Annotated in this window: 20 protein-coding genes; 8 read left to right on the plus strand and 12 right to left on the minus strand. The window is 66.3% G+C overall.

The annotated features are described in order from the left end of the window. Nucleotides 1-23 precede the first annotated feature (23 nt). From APT59_RS03265 to APT59_RS03285, 5 genes are all read left to right on the plus strand, one after another. Complete coding sequence (locus APT59_RS03265; RefSeq protein ID WP_059313532.1) at nucleotides 24-401, plus strand: DUF423 domain-containing protein; 378 nt, start codon at nucleotides 24-26, stop codon at nucleotides 399-401. Between the two features lie 93 nt (nucleotides 402-494). Continuing rightward, the gene (thiS, locus tag APT59_RS03270; protein WP_017640999.1) at nucleotides 495-695 is read left to right on the plus strand and encodes a sulfur carrier protein ThiS; all 201 of its coding nucleotides are present in this window, start codon (nucleotides 495-497) and stop codon (nucleotides 693-695) included. 19 nt (nucleotides 696-714) lie between these two features. After that, a complete protein-coding gene (locus APT59_RS03275) occupies nucleotides 715-1,497 on the plus strand; it encodes a thiazole synthase (protein WP_059313533.1) in 783 nt (260 codons plus the stop codon). A gap of 107 nt (nucleotides 1,498-1,604) precedes the next feature. Beyond that, nucleotides 1,605-2,276 carry a tRNA (guanosine(46)-N7)-methyltransferase TrmB gene (gene trmB / locus APT59_RS03280; protein WP_217265992.1) on the plus strand — a complete coding sequence of 224 codons (672 nt, stop codon included), beginning with the start codon at nucleotides 1,605-1,607 and terminating at the stop codon, nucleotides 2,274-2,276. 176 nt (nucleotides 2,277-2,452) lie between these two features. Continuing rightward, the gene (locus tag APT59_RS03285) at nucleotides 2,453-4,159 is read left to right on the plus strand and encodes a putative bifunctional diguanylate cyclase/phosphodiesterase (RefSeq protein WP_059313535.1); all 1,707 of its coding nucleotides are present in this window, start codon (nucleotides 2,453-2,455) and stop codon (nucleotides 4,157-4,159) included. On the opposite strand, the gene APT59_RS03290 is transcribed toward APT59_RS03285, so the two are convergent. From APT59_RS03290 to APT59_RS03330, 9 genes are all read right to left on the minus strand, one after another. Continuing rightward, entirely contained in the window at nucleotides 4,156-4,482 is a 327-nt protein-coding gene (locus tag APT59_RS03290; RefSeq protein ID WP_059313536.1) for a DUF3392 family protein, read from the minus strand. The two genes, APT59_RS03285 and APT59_RS03290, sit on opposite strands and share 4 nt — an antisense overlap. 14 nt (nucleotides 4,483-4,496) lie before the next feature. After that, nucleotides 4,497-5,648, minus strand: a complete 1,152-nt coding sequence (hemW, locus tag APT59_RS03295; protein ID WP_059313537.1) for a radical SAM family heme chaperone HemW — start codon at nucleotides 5,646-5,648, stop codon at nucleotides 4,497-4,499. Further along, nucleotides 5,645-6,238, minus strand: coding sequence for an RdgB/HAM1 family non-canonical purine NTP pyrophosphatase (gene rdgB, locus APT59_RS03300; protein ID WP_059313538.1), 594 nt, complete (start codon nucleotides 6,236-6,238; stop codon nucleotides 5,645-5,647). The genes hemW and rdgB overlap by 4 nt, the downstream gene beginning before the upstream one ends. A gap of 82 nt (nucleotides 6,239-6,320) precedes the next feature. Continuing rightward, nucleotides 6,321-6,941 carry a methionine biosynthesis protein MetW gene (gene metW, locus APT59_RS03305; protein WP_059313539.1) on the minus strand — a complete coding sequence of 207 codons (621 nt, stop codon included), beginning with the start codon at nucleotides 6,939-6,941 and terminating at the stop codon, nucleotides 6,321-6,323. 5 nt (nucleotides 6,942-6,946) lie between these two features. After that, a complete protein-coding gene (metX, locus tag APT59_RS03310) occupies nucleotides 6,947-8,086 on the minus strand; it encodes a homoserine O-succinyltransferase MetX (RefSeq protein ID WP_059313540.1) in 1,140 nt (379 codons plus the stop codon). 108 nt (nucleotides 8,087-8,194) lie between these two features. Beyond that, on the minus strand, nucleotides 8,195-10,153 hold the full coding sequence (locus APT59_RS03315) for a dynamin family protein (RefSeq protein WP_059313541.1): 1,959 nt from the start codon (nucleotides 10,151-10,153) through the stop codon (nucleotides 8,195-8,197). Between the two features lie 129 nt (nucleotides 10,154-10,282). Beyond that, complete coding sequence (locus APT59_RS03320; RefSeq protein WP_059313542.1) at nucleotides 10,283-10,876, minus strand: YggT family protein; 594 nt, start codon at nucleotides 10,874-10,876, stop codon at nucleotides 10,283-10,285. A gap of 9 nt (nucleotides 10,877-10,885) precedes the next feature. After that, entirely contained in the window at nucleotides 10,886-11,704 is an 819-nt protein-coding gene (proC, locus tag APT59_RS03325) for a pyrroline-5-carboxylate reductase (protein WP_059313543.1), read from the minus strand. Between the two features lie 9 nt (nucleotides 11,705-11,713). Continuing rightward, nucleotides 11,714-12,412, minus strand: coding sequence for a YggS family pyridoxal phosphate-dependent enzyme (locus APT59_RS03330; RefSeq protein WP_059313544.1), 699 nt, complete (start codon nucleotides 12,410-12,412; stop codon nucleotides 11,714-11,716). 126 nt (nucleotides 12,413-12,538) lie between these two features. Between APT59_RS03330 and pilT the strand changes: the two genes are divergently transcribed. Together pilT and APT59_RS03340 are read left to right on the plus strand one after the other, a co-directional pair. Then, nucleotides 12,539-13,573, plus strand: coding sequence for a type IV pilus twitching motility protein PilT (gene pilT / locus APT59_RS03335; protein ID WP_007161666.1), 1,035 nt, complete (start codon nucleotides 12,539-12,541; stop codon nucleotides 13,571-13,573). Continuing rightward, nucleotides 13,573-14,715, plus strand: coding sequence for a PilT/PilU family type 4a pilus ATPase (locus APT59_RS03340; RefSeq protein ID WP_059313545.1), 1,143 nt, complete (start codon nucleotides 13,573-13,575; stop codon nucleotides 14,713-14,715). The genes pilT and APT59_RS03340 overlap by 1 nt, the downstream gene beginning before the upstream one ends. Here the strand turns inward: APT59_RS03340 and APT59_RS03345 are convergent. The 3 genes from APT59_RS03345 to APT59_RS03355 all read right to left on the minus strand — a co-directional run bounded on the left by APT59_RS03345 (nucleotide 14,712) and on the right by APT59_RS03355 (nucleotide 18,053). Continuing rightward, nucleotides 14,712-16,154 carry a UdgX family uracil-DNA binding protein gene (locus APT59_RS03345; protein ID WP_059313546.1) on the minus strand — a complete coding sequence of 481 codons (1,443 nt, stop codon included), beginning with the start codon at nucleotides 16,152-16,154 and terminating at the stop codon, nucleotides 14,712-14,714. The genes APT59_RS03340 and APT59_RS03345 overlap by 4 nt on opposite strands. Next, entirely contained in the window at nucleotides 16,155-17,366 is a 1,212-nt protein-coding gene (locus tag APT59_RS03350; protein WP_017640984.1) for a putative DNA modification/repair radical SAM protein, read from the minus strand. It abuts the gene before it with no gap. A 132-nt stretch (nucleotides 17,367-17,498) separates the two neighbouring features. Further along, nucleotides 17,499-18,053, minus strand: coding sequence for a C40 family peptidase (locus APT59_RS03355; RefSeq protein ID WP_059313547.1), 555 nt, complete (start codon nucleotides 18,051-18,053; stop codon nucleotides 17,499-17,501). Nucleotides 18,054-18,487: 434 nt separating this feature from the next. On the opposite strand from APT59_RS03355, the gene APT59_RS03360 reads away from it, so the two are divergent. Next, complete coding sequence (locus APT59_RS03360; RefSeq protein WP_059313548.1) at nucleotides 18,488-18,892, plus strand: NINE protein; 405 nt, start codon at nucleotides 18,488-18,490, stop codon at nucleotides 18,890-18,892. Nucleotides 18,893-18,934: the final 42 nt, after the last annotated feature.

Raw genomic sequence — 18,934 nt, forward strand, 5'->3', positions numbered from 1 at the left:
CCTTCCATCGCCCGGTAAAACCCATGTTGCGTCTCTTCCTGCTGTTCGCCGCCCTGGCCGGGTTCACCGGCGTCGGGCTCGGTGCCTTCGCCGCCCATGGTCTCAAGGGGCGACTGTCCGCCGACTACCTGGCCGTGTTCCAGACCGGCGTGCTCTACCAGCTAATCCACGCCCTGGCGCTGCTCGGCGTCGCCCTGTTGTCGTTGCACTTCCAGGGTCGCCTGGTGGCCTGGGCGGGAGGCTTCTTCATCGCCGGTATCCTGCTGTTTTCTGGCAGCCTCTACCTGCTGACGCTGACCGGCATCTCGCGGCTGGGAATCATCACCCCCTTTGGCGGGTTGTGCTTTCTCGCGGGCTGGGCCTGCCTGGCCATACTGGCCTGGCGCCTGAGTAGCCTCTAACCGAGCGCAGGCCGTCGTTCCCGGCCTGGCGCCGCTGCAATGAACGCCCGACCGGCGTAGAATGCCGGCTCACCCCGCGACGATGCCTTTGCCATGCAGATCCTGTTGAACGGCGAATCCCTTGAATTGCCGGACGGTGCCACCGTCGCCGACCTGCTCGTGCGTCTCGACTTGACCGGACGGCGGGTAGCGGTGGAACGCAACCTCGACATCGTGCCGCGCAGCCAGCACGCCACCACCGCTCTGGTGGACGGCGACCGGCTGGAAGTGGTCCACGCCATCGGCGGCGGCTAGCCGCGAAAGAGGAATCCAGATGAAAGACACTCCCTTGACCCTGGCCGGGCGCACCTATGAGTCGCGCCTGCTGGTCGGCACCGGCAAGTACCGTGATCTCGAAGAGACCCGGCTGGCCATCGAGGCCTCCGGTGCCGAGATCGTCACCGTGGCGGTGCGCCGCACCAACATCGGCCAGAATCCCGGCGAGCCCAACCTGCTCGACGTGATCTCTCCCGAGCGCTACACCATCCTGCCCAACACCGCCGGCTGCTACGACGCGGTGGAAGCGGTGCGCACCTGCCGCCTGGCCCGAGAGCTGCTCGACGGCCACAACCTGGTCAAGCTGGAAGTCCTGGCTGACCAGAAGACCCTGTTCCCCAACGTCATCGAGACCCTCAAGGCGGCCGAGACCCTGGTGGCCGACGGCTTCGACGTCATGGTCTACACCAGCGACGACCCCATCGTCGCCCGCCAGCTGGAAGCCATCGGCTGTATTGCCGTCATGCCGCTGGCCGGTCTGATCGGCTCGGGTCTGGGCATCTGCAATCCCTACAACCTGCGCATCATCCTCGAGGAGGCCAAGGTGCCGGTGCTGGTGGATGCCGGGGTGGGTACCGCCTCCGACGCCACCATCGCCATGGAGCTGGGTTGCGAAGCCGTGCTGATGAACAGCGCCATTGCCCACGCCCGCGAACCTGTGCTGATGGCCGAAGCCATGAAGCACGCCATCGTCGCCGGCCGCCTGGCCTATCTGGCCGGGCGCATGCCGCGCAAGCTCTATGCGACCGCGTCCTCGCCGCTGGATGGCCTGGTCAACTAAGGCCTGGAGCTATCCTCCATGCGCCCGGCCCCTGCCGGGCGTCTCTTTTTCTCACTATCGATAATGCCATGACCGATCATCAAGACGACCAGACCCCCGACCGCCCCCTGCGCACCATCAAGAGCTTCGTGATGCGCGCAGGCCGCATGACCGAAGGCCAGCAACGTGGCCTTGACCAGGGTTGGCCGCGGTTCGGTCTGGACCTGGCCGACGGCCTCCAGGATTTCGACCAGGTGTTCGGGCGTCAGGCATCGCGCACCTTCGAGATCGGCTTCGGCATGGGCCATTCCACCCTGGAAATGGCCGCCGCCGCACCTGAGCAGGATTTCATCGGCGTCGAGGTGCATCGTCCGGGCGTGGGTGCGCTGCTCAACGGGGCCATGACCCAGGGCCTGACCAATCTGCGGGTCTACAGCTGCGATGCGCTGGAAGTGCTGCGCCAGGGTGTGGCCGATGCCAGTCTGGACCGGGTACTGCTGTTCTTTCCCGATCCCTGGCACAAGAGTCGCCATCACAAGCGTCGGATCGTCCAGCCGGCCTTCGCCGAGCTGGTGCGGCAGAAGCTCAAGGTCGGTGGGGTGCTGCACATGGCCACGGATTGGCAGGCCTATGCCGAACACATGCTCGAGATCATGAACGCTGCCCCTGGTTTCCGTAACCTTGGCGACGCCTCGGGCTACGTGCCACGACCCGAGGAGAGACCCATCACCAAGTTCGAACGCCGGGGCGAACGACTGGGGCACGGTGTCTGGGATTTGAAGTTCGCACGCCTCGACTGACCGCGTGTCGCTGATGAGCAGTGGTTGAGCCGTCGACAGGCTCTTGGCATGATGGCGTTTTGCTTTGATGGGCCCAGCCTGTCGTAATGCGCATGGACAAGCGAGATGTCAGTCGATAAGCACGAGCTGCCAGGGCTTGGGCGGTGATCCGCCCGTCGGACGGCACGTTGGCCGAAATGGACGCCCTGCGCCAGCTAGAGGTCGAGCGGAGCGCCCGCCAGCGTACCGAGCGCTCGCTGAACCTGATGGCCTCGGCTTTCGCGCTGTGCCGTGATGCCATGGCCGTGCTGAGCGAAAGTGGCCAGATCATCGAGGCCAACGAGGCGCTGTGCAGACTGATGCTCAGCGCCGGCAAGAGCGTGTCCGGTCAGTACCTGTCGCATTACATCAAGCTGCCGGAGGCGGCCATCCAGGCCTTCGAGCGCCATGGCTATGCGCTGTCCGAGGCCAGTTTCCATGTCTCGGCCAAGCGCGCGACGCCGATGGAGATCAGCCTCAGTCGTTTCGCCGGCGAAGGCGGAGCCGAGGGCTATGTCATCGCCAGCCTGCGTGACATCACCGAGCGCAAGCGTGCCGAGCAGGCGCTGGAGCGTCTGGCGCTGAGCGATGGCCTGACCCAGCTGCCCAACCGTTCCGGTTTCTATCGCCGTTTCGAAGACTGCCTGCGCGGTCTGGCGCCGGACCGTAGCCTGGCCGTGCTGTTCATCGACGTGGATGGGTTCAAGGAGGTCAACGACTCCCTGGGCCACGAGACGGGTGATGAGCTACTCAAAACCCTGGGCGCCTCTTTGCAGGACAGTCTGGGGGAGGGCGAACTCCTGGCGCGTTGGGGTGGCGATGAATTCGTCGCCGCCGTCGCGGTGGACGGTCGCAGTCAGGCCCGCCAGATTGCCGAGCGTCTGTTGCAGGTGGTCGGCCGGCCGCAACGTATCACCGAGCACGATATCCGGGTATCCGCCAGCATAGGCCTGAGCTTGAGCCCCGAGGACGGGCAGAACGCCGAGACCCTGCTCAGCAATGCCGATGCCGCCATGTACGCGGCCAAGAGCGCCGGCAAGAGCCGGGCACGCTTCTACGATCCGGAATTCACCGCCGAGGCGTTGCGCAAGGTCACGCTGCTGGCCCACCTGCATGCCGCCATCGAGGCGGAAGAAATCAAGTTCGTCCTGCAACCCAAGTTCGATGCCCAGCGGCGCCTGGTCAGTGCCGAGCTGCTGGCGCGCTGGGAGTGTCCCGGCGTGGGGGTGGTGCTGCCCAGCGTCTTCGTTGCCCTGGCCGAGCAGAATGGCATGGCGTCTTCCCTGGGCCGCCTGGCGATCCGGCGTGCTGCTGCCTATGCCCGTGACTTGCAGCTGGCGGGGGTGAACATTCCGGTGGCGGTGAACATCTCCGCACGTCAGGTGGCGGATGACGAGCTGGGCCTGGTGCTGGAGCGCGCCTGCACCGAGTTTGGCGTGCGGCCGCGGGCCCTGGAGCTGGAGGTGACCGAGTCGGTGTTCCTGCAGCGCGGCACGCCGGAACGGCGCCTGGGCCGGCTGCGCGACCAGGGCTTCCGCGTGGCCATGGATGACTTCGGTACCGGTTACTCGTCGCTGAGCTATCTGCACCGGCTGTCGTTCGACACCATCAAGATCGACCGTAGCTTCCTGCTGTCGGTGGATCGTGACGCGCGCTCGCGGCAATTGCTGGCCGGTATCGTCAGCCTGTGCCGGGCGCTCAACATGCAGATCGTCGCCGAGGGCGTGGAGACCCAGGCGCAGTTCGAACTGCTCAAGAGCCTGGGCGTGGATACCTTTCAGGGCTTTCTGCTCGGCCGACCACAGTCGCTGGAAAGTCTGCTGCTGCTGGCTGGCACCACGGACTATGCGCCGGTGCTCTATTAGCCTCTGCGCTCGGCCAGCACGCCCAGCAGGCAGACGCCGATCAGCAGCACCGGGGCCAGGGCGTAGTTGTTGAACTGCGCGAGCCCCTTGACCACCCAGGGCGTCAGGAAGGTCATGGCAGCGCCATAGAGGGCCAGGCTCGCCAGGGCGAAGGCCGGGATTCGGATGGCGGTCGGCAGGCTGCCCAGGCGGGCCTGGATGAAGCCATTGACCTGGCTGCCGAACAGCACCAGCAGGGTAGCGGTGACCGCCAGGGCCACCTCGTCCAGGTGGCTGCGGCTCCAGCGGGAGAGGTCGGCGATATGGTCGAGCACGAAGTCCAAGGCAGAGCTCCTCGTCAGTCAGGTAGAAAGGATTGCAAGAGGTCGTTCAGGAACAGCTGGCCGCGGGCCGTTGGGCGCAGACGCTCCGCGTCTTCCGCCAGCAGGCCGGTACGCCGCGCCGCCGCCAGCGCGGGCGCCAGGCTGTCCAGCGACTGGCCGGTCCGTTGCGGATACCAGGCGGCGGGTACCCCGTCCACCAGGCGCAGGGCGTTCATCATGAAATCGAAGGGCAGGTCGGCCGGTTCCAGTCGCTTCGCACCGGCCTGGAAAGCCCTGGCCGGATCGAGATAGTCCCTGGGCAGACGGGTCTTCCAGGTACGCATCAGGCTGCCATCCGGCGCGCTGAGCTTGGCGTGGGCACCGGCGCCGATGCCGAGGAAGTCGCCAAAGCCCCAGTAGTTGAGATTGTGCCGCGCCTGGCGCCCGGGCTGGGCATAGGCGGAGGTCTCGTACTGCTGGTAGCCGGCGGCCGCCAGGCGCGCCTGGCCGGCTTCCTGGATGTCCCAGAGGGTGTCGTCTTCGGGCAGCTCGGGCGGCTGGCTCCAGAACACCGTATTGGGCTCCATGGTCAGCTGGTACCAGGACAGGTGCGTGGGCGCCAGGGCGATGGCCTGATCGAGATCGCCGAGGGCATCGGCGACGCTCTGCTCCGGCAGGCCGTGCATGAGATCCAGGTTGAAATTGTCGAAGCCGGCGGCGCGGGCCCGATCGGCGGCGCGGATGGCTTCGTCGCGCCCATGGATGCGCCCCAGGGCCTTGAGCTTGGCGTCCTGGAAACTCTGGATGCCGATGGATAGCCGATTGATGCCCAGCCCACGATAGGCGACGAACTTGGCCTGCTCGAAGGTGCCGGGATTGGCCTCCAGGGTGATCTCGATGTCCGGCGCGAAGGCCAGCCGCCGGGCCACGCCCTCCAGCAGTCGGCCCAGGGCGTCAGCGGAAAACAGACTGGGTGTGCCGCCCCCGAAGAAGATCGAGGTCAGCGGCCGGCCATGGACGTGGATCAGGTCGTTGTCCAGATCCGCCAGCAGGGCGTCGACGTACTCCGTTTCCGGTAGCGTCGGGCCAGCGGCATGGGAGTTGAAGTCGCAATAGGGACACTTGCGCACGCACCAGGGGATATGGACGTAGAGCGCCAGTGGCGGCAGGGCGAAGGTATCGGTCACAGCTGGAGCCGTTGCTTGAGCTGGGCCATGGCGCGGGCGCGATGGCTGCGCTGGTTCTTTTCCGCCGGGGCCAGTTCGGCCGCGGAGACCGCTTCGCCGTCGGGCTGGAACAGCGGATCGTAGCCGAAGCCGTGTTCGCCCTGGGCCGCGTGCAGGATACGGCCAGGCCAGAGACCTTCGCAGAGGATCGGCAGCGGGTCATCGGCGTGGCGCACCAGGGCCAGTACGCAGACGAACTGGGCGGTGCGCTCGGCGTCGGGGATGTCACGCAGGGTGTCGAGCAACTTGGCGTTGTTGGCCGCGTCGCCCTGACCATCGGCGTAGCGCGCGGAATAGATACCGGGAGCGCCGCCGAGGGCGTCGACCGCCAGCCCCGAATCGTCGGCCAGGGCCGGCAGGCCGGACAGACGCGCTGCGTTGCGCGCCTTGAGGATGGCATTCTCGACAAAGGACAGGCCGGTTTCCTCGGGCTCCACCTGACTGAACTCACCCACCGAGCGCACCCGCACCCGGTCGCCGAGCATGGCCTGGAGTTCCTTGAGCTTGCCGGCGTTGTGGCTGGCGAGGACCAGTTCGGTAAGGTCGGACATGAGGGCACCGTGTCACGTTGGGAAGGGCGGCGTATTGTACGCGAAGCCACGCCCAGGCTGGGCGCGCCACCCATGCCTTACGTCATATGGCGACGTGATGCTCGTGCAGGCGGGGGGCGCTGACCCGGTAGATGCCGATCTCGCCGAGCAGATTGGGCCACAGGCGACTGGCCCAGCCATGGCGATGCAGGCGGTCCACAGCGAGGCGATCCAGTACCCGGGCGCGCTGTTCGCGGCAGAGACGCTCGAAGTCCTCGAAGGTGCAGAAGTGGATGTTCGGCGTGTTGTACCAGGTGTAGGGCAGGAAGTCCGAGACCGGCATCCGCCCCTTGCCCCCCAGGTACAGCCGGCAACGCCAGTGGCCGAAATTGGGAAAGGTGATGATGCACTGGCGCCCGACCCTGAGCATCTCCTGGAGGATGCGATCAGGGTACTGCATGGCCTGCAGCGACTGGGTCATCACCACCACGTCGAAGCTGTCGCTGGCGAAGTTGGCCAGGCCGCCGTCGAGGTCCTGCTCGATGACGTTGACGTCCTTGAGCAGGCATTCGGCGATCTTGTCCGGGTCGATCTCCAGACCGTAGCCGGTGACCTGCTTGTGATCACGCAGCCAGGCAAGCAACTCGCCGGTGCCGCAACCGAGGTCGAGGACCCGGCTGCCAGCGGGGATCCATTCCTGAATGATGTCCAGATCGGCGCGCACGGCAGCTATACCTCGATGCGGGTCATGTAGTGGGAGAAGGCCTGCAGATAGCGCGGGATGGGAATGAGGAAGGCGTCATGGCCCTGGGGTGCGTCGACCTCCAGGTAGCTGACGTCCTTGCGCGCGGCCATCAAGGCGTTGACGATCTCCTTGGAACGCGCCGGCGAGAAGCGCCAGTCGGTGGTGAAGGAGACGATCAGGAAGCGCGCCTGCACCCCGGCCAGGGTCTTGGCCAGGTCGCCGCCGTGGGCGTGGGCCGGATCGAAGTAGTCCAGCGCCTTGGTCATCAGCAGGTAGGTGTTGGCGTCGAAGCGGCCGGAGAATTCCTCGCCCTGGTAGCGCAGGTAGCTCTCCACCTGGAATTCGACGCTGTGGAAGTCGTAGTTGAGCTGGTCGGTCTTGAGTTCGCGACCGAATTTCGCGCCCATGGCCTCGTCGGACAGGTAGGTGATGTGGCCGACCATGCGCGCCAGCATCAGGCCGCGCTTGGGGATCACGCCCTTTTCCTGGAAGTGGCCGGCATGGAAGTCCGGGTCCGAGAGAATGGCCTGGCGCGCCACCTCGTTGAAGGCGATGTTTTCCGCCGACAGCTTGGACGCCGAGGCGATGGCCAGGCAGTGGCGGATGCGCTCGGGATAGCTGATGGTCCACTGCAGCGCCTGCATGCCGCCCAGGCTACCGCCGATCACCGCCGCCCACTGCCCGATGCCCAGGCGATCGGCCAGCCGCGCCTGGCTGTTGACCCAGTCTTCCACGGTGAGCACCGGGAAGTCCGCGCCGTAGGCCCGGCCGGTCTCGGGATTGGGGCTGCTAGGGCCGGTGGAGCCGTTGCAACCGCCCAGGTTGTTGAGGGCGACCACGAAGAACTTGCGGGTGTCGATGGGCTTGCCGGGGCCGATGCAGCTGTCCCACCAGCCGGGCTTGCGGTCGTCGAGGCTGTGGTAGCCGGCCGCGTGATGGTGACCGGAGAGCGCGTGGCAGATCAGTACGGCATTGCTGCGGCTGGCGTTCAGCTCGCCATAGGTCTCGACCATCAGGTCGTAGGCCGGCAGGGTGCGGCCACAGGCCAGGGCCAGGGGCTCGCTGAAGTGCAGCAGCTCGGGGGTGACCAGGCCGACGGAATCTTCGGGAATGACGCTGGGCATTGACGGCTCGTCCGGGGCGGGGTTCGCCAGTCTAAAGAGCGTCGCCAGGAGCGGCAAGGGCAGGCACGGCGCGGCGGTCAAGGACCGCGCCATGGGTGTCCGGCAGGGCTAGCCGACCCGCGCCAGCGGCAGCGCGACCACGTTGTCGTGGCGCTGGGAGGGCGCCGGCCGGCTGATCTGCTTGAGCATGTCGCTGACCTCGCTGAGCTGGCGATGCAGAACGTCCTCGTGCACCTGCAGCCGCCGCACCTGCTCCTGGCTGTTGAGGTTCTGCTGGGTCAGCTGCTTGAGCGCCAGCATGCTGGTTTCCAGCAGCTGCTTCTGCTCGCGGGTGTGCTGGACCAGCGGGGTCAGGGCGCCGTCGTTCCAGCGCAGCACCTGGGCATGGGCGCCTTCCTGCAGCGCCTGGACCTCCTGGGCCACGGTGGCGAAGAAGCGACGGGCCAGGGCGCTCTGCTCGGTGAGCAGGGTCTTGACCTGGCGCTGCACCTCCTCGGTCTTGAGTTGCAGCTGGCGCAACTCGCGGACATGGGGGCGGATGCGCAACCGCGGCGCTTCCAGCGGATGCAAGGGGTTCTCCGCATTGTGCCGCTGGTAGACCGCGCCAAGCACCTTGTTGGCCCGGTCCGCCTCGTTGTCCAGGGCCAGCAGGTCATGCTCGACCACGCGGAAGAAGCGGGCGATGGACTGGTTGATGCCGACGGTGGTCAGGCTGCTGCGGAATTCCCGGCGGGCGGTTTCCAGATGGGCGTCCAGGCGATCGGTGGCGACCAGGTCGGTCAGCAGCTTGCGCTGGCCGGCCAGCATGTTCTGGGTGGTGCGCAGGTCCAGCAGGCGGCGGTGGTACAGGTCGTACTCCTGGCGCGTACGGGCGGTCTGCAATTCCAGTCCGGCGCCGGGCAGTTCTTCGTCGGCCAGTTGCGCATACTGCGCACGAATGGCTTCCAGCCGCTGCTCGATGAGCGTCCGGCTGGCACCCAGCAGACCACTGGCCTGCTGCACGATGCGCTGCTGCAGAAGACGCTCGCGGGCGCCGACGATGCGTTCGGCGAGCAGCTGTTCGAGGCTGTCCAGCTGGCTGCGCGCCAGCAGTTCCAGGTCGCCACGGACCTTGCCCAGCAGTGCCTGCTTGGCGGACAGCGGCAGGATGTGCTCGGCCGGCAGGGCCAGTTGCCGGGCGCTGGCCTGGCGGACGTTTTCCAGGGACTGGGCGACATGGGCGACGCCGCCGAGGTCGTCCCAGAGGCTGTCGATCTTGTTCATCACCGCGAACAGCCGCTCGGGCGCATCACCCAGGGAGGGCTTGACGCACTGCTCCCAGAGCGCCAGGTCCGATGCGGTCACCCCGGTGTCGGCACCGATGAGAAAGAGCACGGCCTGGGCATGGGGCAGCAGCGACAGGGTCAGTTCGGGTTCGGCGCCCAGGGCGTTGAGGCCGGGCGTATCGAGGATGCGCAGGCCCTGGCGCAGCAAGGGATGATCGATGCTGATGAGGGCATGGCGCCAGGCCGGGACGCTGACCAGGCCGGCGTCATCGATCTGCTCCAGTTGTTCTGGATCGAAACCCAGCTGCACGGCAGTGGCGGTTTCCACCTCGCGCGTCTCGGTGACCTTGGCCAGCAGGGTGGCCATGGCGTCCGGGTGGCGGTCATCCAGGGCGAAACGCTGCCAGGCCTCGGGCGCCTGGCGCCAGGCGCCCAGGCTGCGCTCGTCCAGACGGCTGTCGATGGGCAGCAGCTGCAGATAGGAGCCGTCGGCCCCGGCGTCGAAAAAGATCTCTGTGGGGCACATGGTGGTGCGCCCGGCCTGGGACGGCAGCATGCGCTGGCCGTAGTCGGCGAAGAAGAGGGCGTTGATCAGCTCGGTCTTGCCGCGGGAGAACTCACCGGCGAAGGCCAGGGTGATGCCATCGGTCTGCAGTTCGCTCTGACAGCTGGCCAGGGCGGCGTCCAGGGCAGGGGAGGCCAGACGATTACGCTGCAACCAGTCGCGGTAGCGGCCCAATTGGGTATCGAGTTCGGCTTTCCACGTGGCATAGGCATCGACGTGGCGGAACAGGCGTTCCATAGGGGACTTCCTTGACCTGGACAGCAAAGGCTGGACGGTGCCCCAGCGTCCGGAGGACGTCAATGCCGCCTCCGCCACGACGCGGCAGGCGGTCGTGGCGGAGGGGCGAGTGGTGCTGCTGTTCTGACGTCAGAGGAAGGGAGCGAGGATCTGCGGCATGCCGGTGGCCGCGGCCAGCTGGCCGATGACGAAGCGATCCAGCAGGTTGATCACGATGAAGGCGAAGATCGGCGACAGATCCAACCCACCCAGGTTCGGCAGAAGACGGCGGAAGGGCGCCAGCAGTGGCTCGCAGATCTGGTTGACCAGCTCGGCGGCGGGGTTGTGGGTCTGGGGCGCGACCCAGGAGAGGATGACGCTGACGATCAGGGCAAAGAAGAACACCTTGAGGAACAGCGACGCCACGCCCAGCAGGGCCCAGATCAGCAGGGCGGGGAACAGGCCGCCGATGCTGGCGCCGAGCAGCACCACCACGACCATCATCAGCGCCAGCTGGACCAGGATCGCCAGTACCAGGGCCGCCAGATCGACGCCACCGAAGCCGGGAATGATGCGCCGCACGGGCTTGAGCAGCGGCTGGGTGGCGCGCACGGTGAATTGCGACAGCGGATTGTAGAAGTCGGCCCGGACCAGCTGCAGGATGAAGCGCAGCAGGATGATCAGCAGATAGAGGCTGCCAAGGGTCTGGATGACGTAGACGAGAGCTTGGGCGAAAGCGGACATGGATACTCCTTATCGATCCGGCAACTGGGCCAGTTCCGCAGCCCGGTCGGCCGCGGCGGTGAGGGCTTCTTCCACCAGGTCCTCGAAGGCCCCGGCTTGGAAGGTTTCGATGGCGCGTTCGGTGGTGCCCTTGGGCGACATCACCGAGCGACGCAATTGTTCGGGGCTGCGCTCGCCCTGGCAGGCCATGGCGGCGGCGCCGCGGGCGGTGTGCAGGGTCAGCTGTTCGGCCACCGCGGCCGGCAGGCCGAGCTTGGTGCCGGCCTGGGTCATGGCTTCCATCAGCAGAAAGAAATAGGCCGGACCGCTGCCGGAAACGGCGGTGACCGCGTCCAGCTGCTGTTCTTCGTCGATCCAGAGGGCCAGGCCGACCGCGGCGAGTATTTCCTGGGCACGGTCGCGTTGCGCCGGGCTGACCTGCTCGTTGGCGAACAGGCCGCTGGCACCCAGGCGCAGCTGCGAGGGCACGTTGGGCATGCAGCGCACCAGTGGCCGCTCGCCCAGCCAGCGCGTCAGGCTGGCGCAGGTAATGCCGGCCGCGACCGAGACGATCAGCTGCTCCGGACGCAGGTGGGGGGCCAGTTCCTGGCAGACCTCGCCCATTACCTGGGGCTTCACGCCCAGCACCACCACGTCGGCGTTGTCGAGCACGGCGCTGTTGCTGGCCTCGACGCGGATGCCGTGGTCCCGGGCCAGCGCCTCGCGCTTGGCCGGGTTGCGATTGCTGGCGCTGAGCTGCCGGGCCGGCACGCCCTGGGCGAGCAGCCCGCCGATGATGGCACCGGCCATGTTGCCGGCACCGATGAAGGCGATGCGGGTATCGTTCATCGAGACTTCCTAGGTTGAAGAGGCGGCGGCGCCATAGTCGCGGGCGCCGAAGAGAGCGGTACCGATGCGGACCCAGGTGGCGCCTTCGGCGATGGCGGCTTCCAGATCCTGGCTCATGCCCATGGACAGGGTGTCCAGGCCCAGGTTCAGCGCCTCGCTCAGGGTGCGCAGCCGGGCGAAGGCGGCGCGCTGGCTGGCAGGGTCGTCGGTGGGTTCGGGAATGGCCATCAGGCCACGCAGACGCAGGTTGGGCAACTGGCTCACCGCGGTGGCCAACGCTGGGAGTTCGTCGGGGTGGCAGCCGGACTTGCTGGCTTCGCCGCTGACGTTGACCTGCAGGCAGATGTTCAGTGGCCCGCGCTCGGGCGGACGCTGTTCGGCCAGGCGCTGGGCGATCTTCAGGCGATCCACCGAATGCACCCAGTCGAAGTGGCTGGCGATGGCGCGGGTCTTGTTGGACTGGATGGGACCGATGAAATGCCACACCAGTGGCAGGTCGGCCAGCTCCAGTTGCTTGTCCAGCGCCTCCTGCAGATAGTTCTCGCCGAAGTCGCGCAGGCCGGCGCCAGCGGCCTCCCGCAGCGCCGCGGCGGGCTTGGTCTTGCTCACCGCCAGCAGGCCGACGGTCGCGGGATCGCGGCCTGCCGTCCGGCTGGCGGCGGCGATGCGTTCGAGTACGGTTGCGCTATTCTCGGCTATCGTGGACATTCAGCCCCTGCTTGCGTCGGCGCACCCGGCAGGCCTTGGCGTACCGGATGAAGGAGTGGCGGTGACCAGGTCAGACCGCCAGTGCTGCGCGGCATTCTACCTGCTTGCTCGACATCTGGGAGTCCCATGGATATCACCGAATTGCTGGCCTTTTCCGCGCGGCAAGGCGCCTCCGACCTGCACCTGTCCGCCGGCCTGCCGCCGATGATCCGCGTCGACGGCGACGTGCGCCGCATCAACCTGCCGGCCTTCGAGCACAAGCAGGTGCACGCGCTGATCTACGACATCATGAACGACAAGCAGCGCAAGGACTTCGAGGAATTCCTGGAGACCGACTTCTCCTTCGAGGTGCCGGGCGTGGCGCGCTTCCGGGTCAATGCCTTCAATCAGAATCGTGGCGCTGGCGCGGTGTTCCGGACCATCCCTTCCAAGGTGCTGAGCATGGAAGAGCTGGGCATGGGCGAGGTGTTCAAGAAGATCACCGACGTGCCGCGCGGGCTGGTGCTGGTGACCGGACCGACCGGTTCGGGCAAGTCCACCACCCTCGCGGCCATGCTCGACTACCTCAACAACACCAAGTACCACCACATCCTCACCATCGAGGATCCCATCGAGTTCGTCCACGAGTCCAAGAAGTGCCTGGTCAACCAGCGCGAGGTGCATCGCGACACCCTGGGCTTTTCCGAAGCCCTGCGCTCGGCGCTGCGCGAGGACCCGGACATCATCCTGGTGGGCGAGCTGCGCGACCTGGAAACCATCCGCCTGGCACTGACCGCGGCCGAGACCGGGCACCTGGTGTTCGGCACTCTGCACACCACCTCGGCGGCCAAGACCATCGATCGGGTGGTGGACGTCTTTCCGGCGGAAGAGAAATCCATGGTGCGTTCCATGTTGTCCGAATCCCTGCAGGCGGTGGTCTCCCAGACCCTGCTCAAGAAGGTCGGCGGCGGTCGGGTAGCCGCTCACGAGATCATGATCGGCACCCCGGCCATCCGTAACCTGATCCGCGAGGACAAGGTGGCGCAGATGTATTCCTCGATCCAGACCGGTGGCGGCCTGGGCATGCAGACCCTGGACATGTGCCTCAAGGCGCTCCTGGCCAAGGGGCTGATCAGCCGCGACGCGGCCCGCGAGAAGGCCAAGACGCCGGAGAACTTCTGATGGATTTCGACAGGTTCCTGCAGCTGATGGTGGACAAGGGGGCGTCCGACCTCTTCATCACCACCGGCGTGCCCCCTTCGATGAAGATCAATGGGCGCATGACGCCGGTCACCAAGGATTCGCTGTCTCCCGAGCAGTGCCGGGCCCTGGTGCTGGGGGTGATGACCGACGAGCAGCGGCAGGAATTCCAGCAGAAGCGCGAGTGCAACTTCGCCATCAGCGCCCGGGGCATCGGTCGCTTCCGGGTCAGTGCCTTCTACCAGCGCAATCTGGTGGGCATGGTGCTGCGCCGCATCGAGGTCAACATTCCCACGGTCGAGCAGCTGCGCCTGCCGGAGATCATCAAGAAGCTGGCCATGACCAAGCGCGGCCTGGTGATCTTCGTTGGCGCCACCGGCACCGGCAAGTCCACCTCGCTGGCGGCCATGATCGGCCATCGCAACAAGAACTCGGCGGGGCACATCATCTCCATCGAGGATCCCATCGAGTACATCCACCAGCACCAGGGCTGCATCGTCACCCAGCGCGAGGTAGGGATCGACACCGAGTCCTTCGAGGTGGCGCTGAAGAACACCCTGCGCCAGGCGCCTGACGTGATCATGATCGGCGAGATCCGCAGTCGGGACACCATGGAGCATGCTCTGGCCTTCGCCGAGACCGGCCACCTGTGCCTGGCCACCCTGCACGCCAACAACGCCAACCAGGCGCTGGATCGCATCATCCACTTCTTTCCGGCCGATCGACACAGCCAGACCTGGATGGACCTGTCGCTCAACCTCAAGGGCATCGTCGCCCAGCAGCTGGTGCCGACCATCGATGGTCAGGGGCGCCGCGCGGTGATTGAGGTGCTGCTCAACACCCCGCTGGCCACCGACCTGATCCGCAAGGGCGAGGTGCACGAACTCAAGGCGCTGATGAAGAAGTCCGGCGAACTGGGCATGCAGACCTTCGACCAGTCGCTCTACAGCCTCTATCGCGACGGCGAGATCAGCTACGAAGCGGCCCTGGCCCACGCCGATTCCGCCAACGACCTGCGGCTGATGATCAAGCTGGGGTCGGAGACGGATGCCGATCACCTCAATCAGACCACCCGCAATCTCTCGGTGGACATGGGCGACGACCCACCCAGGCGCTTCCGCTAGCTCTCGCCGTCGGCTGCCAGGGTCCTGGCCTCGCGCAGGGCAGCGACCAGCGCCTGGCGTGCCTGCTCCTGCTGCCCTGCGTCCGGGGTGCGCAGGATGTAGGACGGATGATAGGTGGCGATGATCCAGCGCTCGTCCAGCCGCAGGGGCCGACCCATGAATTGCGCGAGGCCCCGTGGCTTGCGCTTGAGCAGGGCTTCCAGGGCCGTCGACCCCAGAGCCACCACTACCGTCGGCTGGATGTCGCGCAGCTCCTGCTCCAGCCAGTAGCGGCAGGGGGCGATCTCCGGTCCTGGGGTGACGTGCTTGCGTCTCCGGCCCTGGGGAATCCACTTGAAGTGCTTGACCGCATTGGTGAGGAATACCTCGCTGCGGTCGAGACCTGCCTCGGCCAGTGCCGCCATCAGCACCTGCCCGGCCGGCCCGACGAAGGGGCGACCCGCCAGGTCTTCCTGGTCGCCGGGCTGTTCTCCCAGCAGCAGGATGCGCGCCGTGCGTGGGCCTTCGCCGGCCACCGGCTGGGTGGCCTTCTCCCAGAGTTCGCAGCGGCGGCATTCGTCGAGGGTGGTGGGCAGCGGTCGATCCGGCTGGGCGCGTTCCGCGGCGATCAATACCTCGCGACCGCCCTGACGACCCACGGCCTCGGCCTGGGCCAGGCGCTGGGCGCCGGCTCGGGCCTCGCTAAGCAGTGCCGGGATAAGCGGCCCTTCCGGCAGATCCTTCCAGAAGCGCGCCGGCATGTTTCCCCTCAGGGTGCGCGGATTGGCCCGTGCTGGATTGAAGGTGCTGCGGTAATAGGCGCGCCAGAGTTCGTCACCAGCGTTGCGGTCATCGTCCTCCGGCGTCTGGCGGGCCAGTTGCTGCAGCTCGGCGGGGCAGGGCTCCACCAGTTGCAGCGCCTGGCCATCCCAGAGCGCGGCGGCCTCCGGGGTCGCGATCAGCCAGCTGCTATTGCCCATGCGGTCGCAGAAATGCGGCGCCGCCAGGGCCAGGACGTCGTGGGCGGGCTGGTGCCAGGCCACCCAGGCCGGCGGACCGGCGCTTTCCGCACGCGGGCGGAATCTGAGGAAGGCATGCACGTGGTGGATCTCGCGGCGGATCGCCTTGACCCGACGCTGTAGTTCGCTGCCGTCTTCATCGCCGGCCAGCATGGCCGCGCGCTCGCCCTGGGCGACCCGCCAGAGCACCTGATAGAGCAGTGCCCAGCGATCGTCACTGCGAAAGCAGGCGGCGTAGGTCAGGGCCTCGGCCAGTTGCGGCGGGATGCGCACGGCGCTACTGGGTGGCGTCGGCACCGCCTCGACCGGTTCGTCGAACAGGTCGCCCAGTCCACGGCTCTCCTGCCAGCTCACCAGAGCTGGTGCGATACCGGCCTGAAGCAGCCGGCGTGCCTCCTGGCGCCAGCCGGCGAAGGTGCCGTCGAAATCGACCCTGTGCATCTAGAGCAGGGCGAGCTGGGCGGGCGGTTCGGCCAGCTGCCGACGCAGGTCGAGTGATTCGGCCAGCCGTGGTTGCGGCCGGTAGTCCTGGGTGATGATGAAGGGGCGAGCCTTCTCCACGCTGCATTTCAGGCGGATCAGATCGGCGTAGCGGATGCGCCGTTCGCGTCTGAGTTCCACCAGGCGCTTGGCCGAGAGCACACCGATACCGGGTACCCGGGCGATCAGTGCCTGGTCGGCGCGATTGAGATCCAGCGGGAAGATGGCGCGATTGTGCAGCGCCCAGGCGAGTTTGGGATCAACGTCCAGCGGTAGCTGGCCGTCTTCGGTGGGCAGCTCTTCCGCCTGGAAGCCGTAGCCGCGCATGAGGAAGTCGGCCTGGTACAGGCGGTGCTCACGCAGCAGGGGCGGCGGTTGCAGTGGCACCGTGCCCGGGCTTTCCGGAATCGGACTGAAGGCCGAGTAGTAAACGCGCTTCAAGCGATAGGCGCCATAGAGTGTCTGGGCGGTATCGAGAATGGTGCGGTCGTCGGTGGCGTCGGCGCCCACGATCATCTGGGTGCTCTGGCCGGCCGGTGCGAAGCGCGGCGCCTTGGCTTCGGCCTCGGCTTCCTCCAGGCCCAGGCGGATGTTGCCCATGGTCTTGCGGATGCTGCTGCCGTTCTTTTCCGGCGCCAGCTTGATCAGGCTGCTCTCGGTGGGCAGCTCGATGTTCACCGACAAACGATCGGCATAGAGACCGGCCTGGGCAATGATCTCGGGATCGGCGTCGGGAATGGTCTTGAGATGGATGTAGCCGCGGAACTGGTGCTGTTCGCGCAGCAGCTGGGCCACCCGGGTCATCTGCTCCATGGTGTAGTTGGAGGAGCGGATGATGCCGGAGCTGAGGAACAGCCCGCTGATGACGTTGCGCCGATAGAAATCGAGGGTCAGCTGCACCACTTCCTCGGGCGTGAAGCGCGCCCGCGGGACGTTGCTGCTGCGGCGATTGACGCAGTACTGGCAGTCGTACTGGCAGAAGTTGGTCAGCAGCACCTTGAGCAGCGCCACGCAGCGCCCGTCGGGGGTGAAGCTGTGACAGATGCCCATGCCGTCGGTCGAGCCCAGGCCGTCCTTGCCCTTCGAGCTGCGCTTGGGCGCACCGCTGCTGGCGCAGGATACGTCGTACTTGGCGGCATCGGCGAGAATGATCAGCTTGTCAGCGAGCTCCATCGAGATCTCCTGTACTGTGATTGCATACAGTATCCAGGAAGCGGAGCGTCGTTCAATGGCTTTGCGCCGGGCGGCGCCGAGTGGAGCGACACTCCGCCGAGCGGTAGCAGCCCGGCGGAGCGAGGGGAGGGATCAGGACTTGCGGGTACGCTTGGTACGCGGCTTGTCCGCGACGGGACTGGTTTCCGCCGCCAGGGTGGGCTGCTGCAACACACGCTTGGCCGACGCGAACCTTTTGGTCCAGTAGGGCTTGCTCAGGTGATCGACCCGCACGCTTTCGCCGCTGCGCGGGGCATGGACGAAGCGATCGTTGCCCAGGTAGATGGCGACGTGGTCGATGCCGCTGCGCTGACCGGTCTTGAAGAACACCAGGTCACCAGCCTTGAGGTCGCCACGGGCGACCTTGGGGCCCTTGAGCTGGGACAGCTCACGGGAGGTGCGCGGCAGCTTGACGTTGTGCACGTCACGGTAGACGTAGTTCACCAGGCCGCTGCAATCCAGGCCGTTCTGCGGATTGGTCCCGCCGTAGCGATAGGGGGTACCGACCAGGTCCATGGCACGGGTCGCGACCTGGGCGCCGACGTTGCGGGTGGCGGCCTGAGCGGTGGCCTGTTTGCGGTGCATAGCACTGGTGGCCCGGGCTGCGCGCTTGGCGCGGGCCGCGGAAGCCGCCTGGGTATGGTCCACGGCGGCAACGTGCCGAGTCGCGGCCTTGCGAGCCGGAGTGGCGGCTACATGCCGAGCGGCGGTCTTAGGAGCTGAAGCGGCGGTGACATGCCGGGCTGCGACCTTATGGACCGGAGCGGCAGTGCGCGCTGCAGAGTTCTCTTTCGCTTGTACTGCCGCGGGCAGCACAAGACAGGCGGAGAGCCATGTCAGAAGAAATAGACGCATTGTCGTAGGGGTGTCTGAAGATCGAAGCGAGGGATTCTATACCAACCCTGTGGATATTTTGTGCACCTCTCATCAAGAAATTATGTAATTTTTAGCGGAAAGTGAGGTCCCTAAAGCGCCAACCAGTGAGACTCCCTGGGCATTCATCCAGTTTTCGACATAAAGTCATGGTGAAGGTAAGGGTGTAGGTAAGGTGGGTCTTTTCCGTCAGTCGCGAGGTCGTAGACATGCAGTATCAGGACACCCATAGCAAGGTCATGGGCTATCTGCTGTGGATTTTCGGGTTTCTCGGCGCGCATCGCTTCTACTATGGCAAACCGGTCACCGGCACCCTCTGGTTCTGCACCCTGGGATTGCTGGGCATCGGCTGGCTGATCGATCTCTTCCTGATCCCGGCCATGGATCGCGAGGCGGACCTGCGCTTCCAGTCCGGTTCGCTGAACTACAGCCTGGGCTGGATCCTGCTGACCTTCCTGGGCATCTTTGGCGTGCACCGCCTCTATATGGGCAAGTGGATCACTGCCATCCTCTATTTCTTTACCGCCGGTTTCTTCCTGCTCGGCGTGCTCTACGACTTCTGGACGCTCAATTCGCAGATTTCCGAAGAGAATCGTCGACGGCTGGTGCGCTAAGACCGGCTGAGAGGCAAAGAAAAGGGGCTCCGCGGAGCCCCT

Source organism: Pseudomonas oryzihabitans, from assembly GCF_001518815.1.
Lineage (GTDB): Bacteria > Pseudomonadota > Gammaproteobacteria > Pseudomonadales > Pseudomonadaceae > Chryseomonas > Chryseomonas oryzihabitans_E.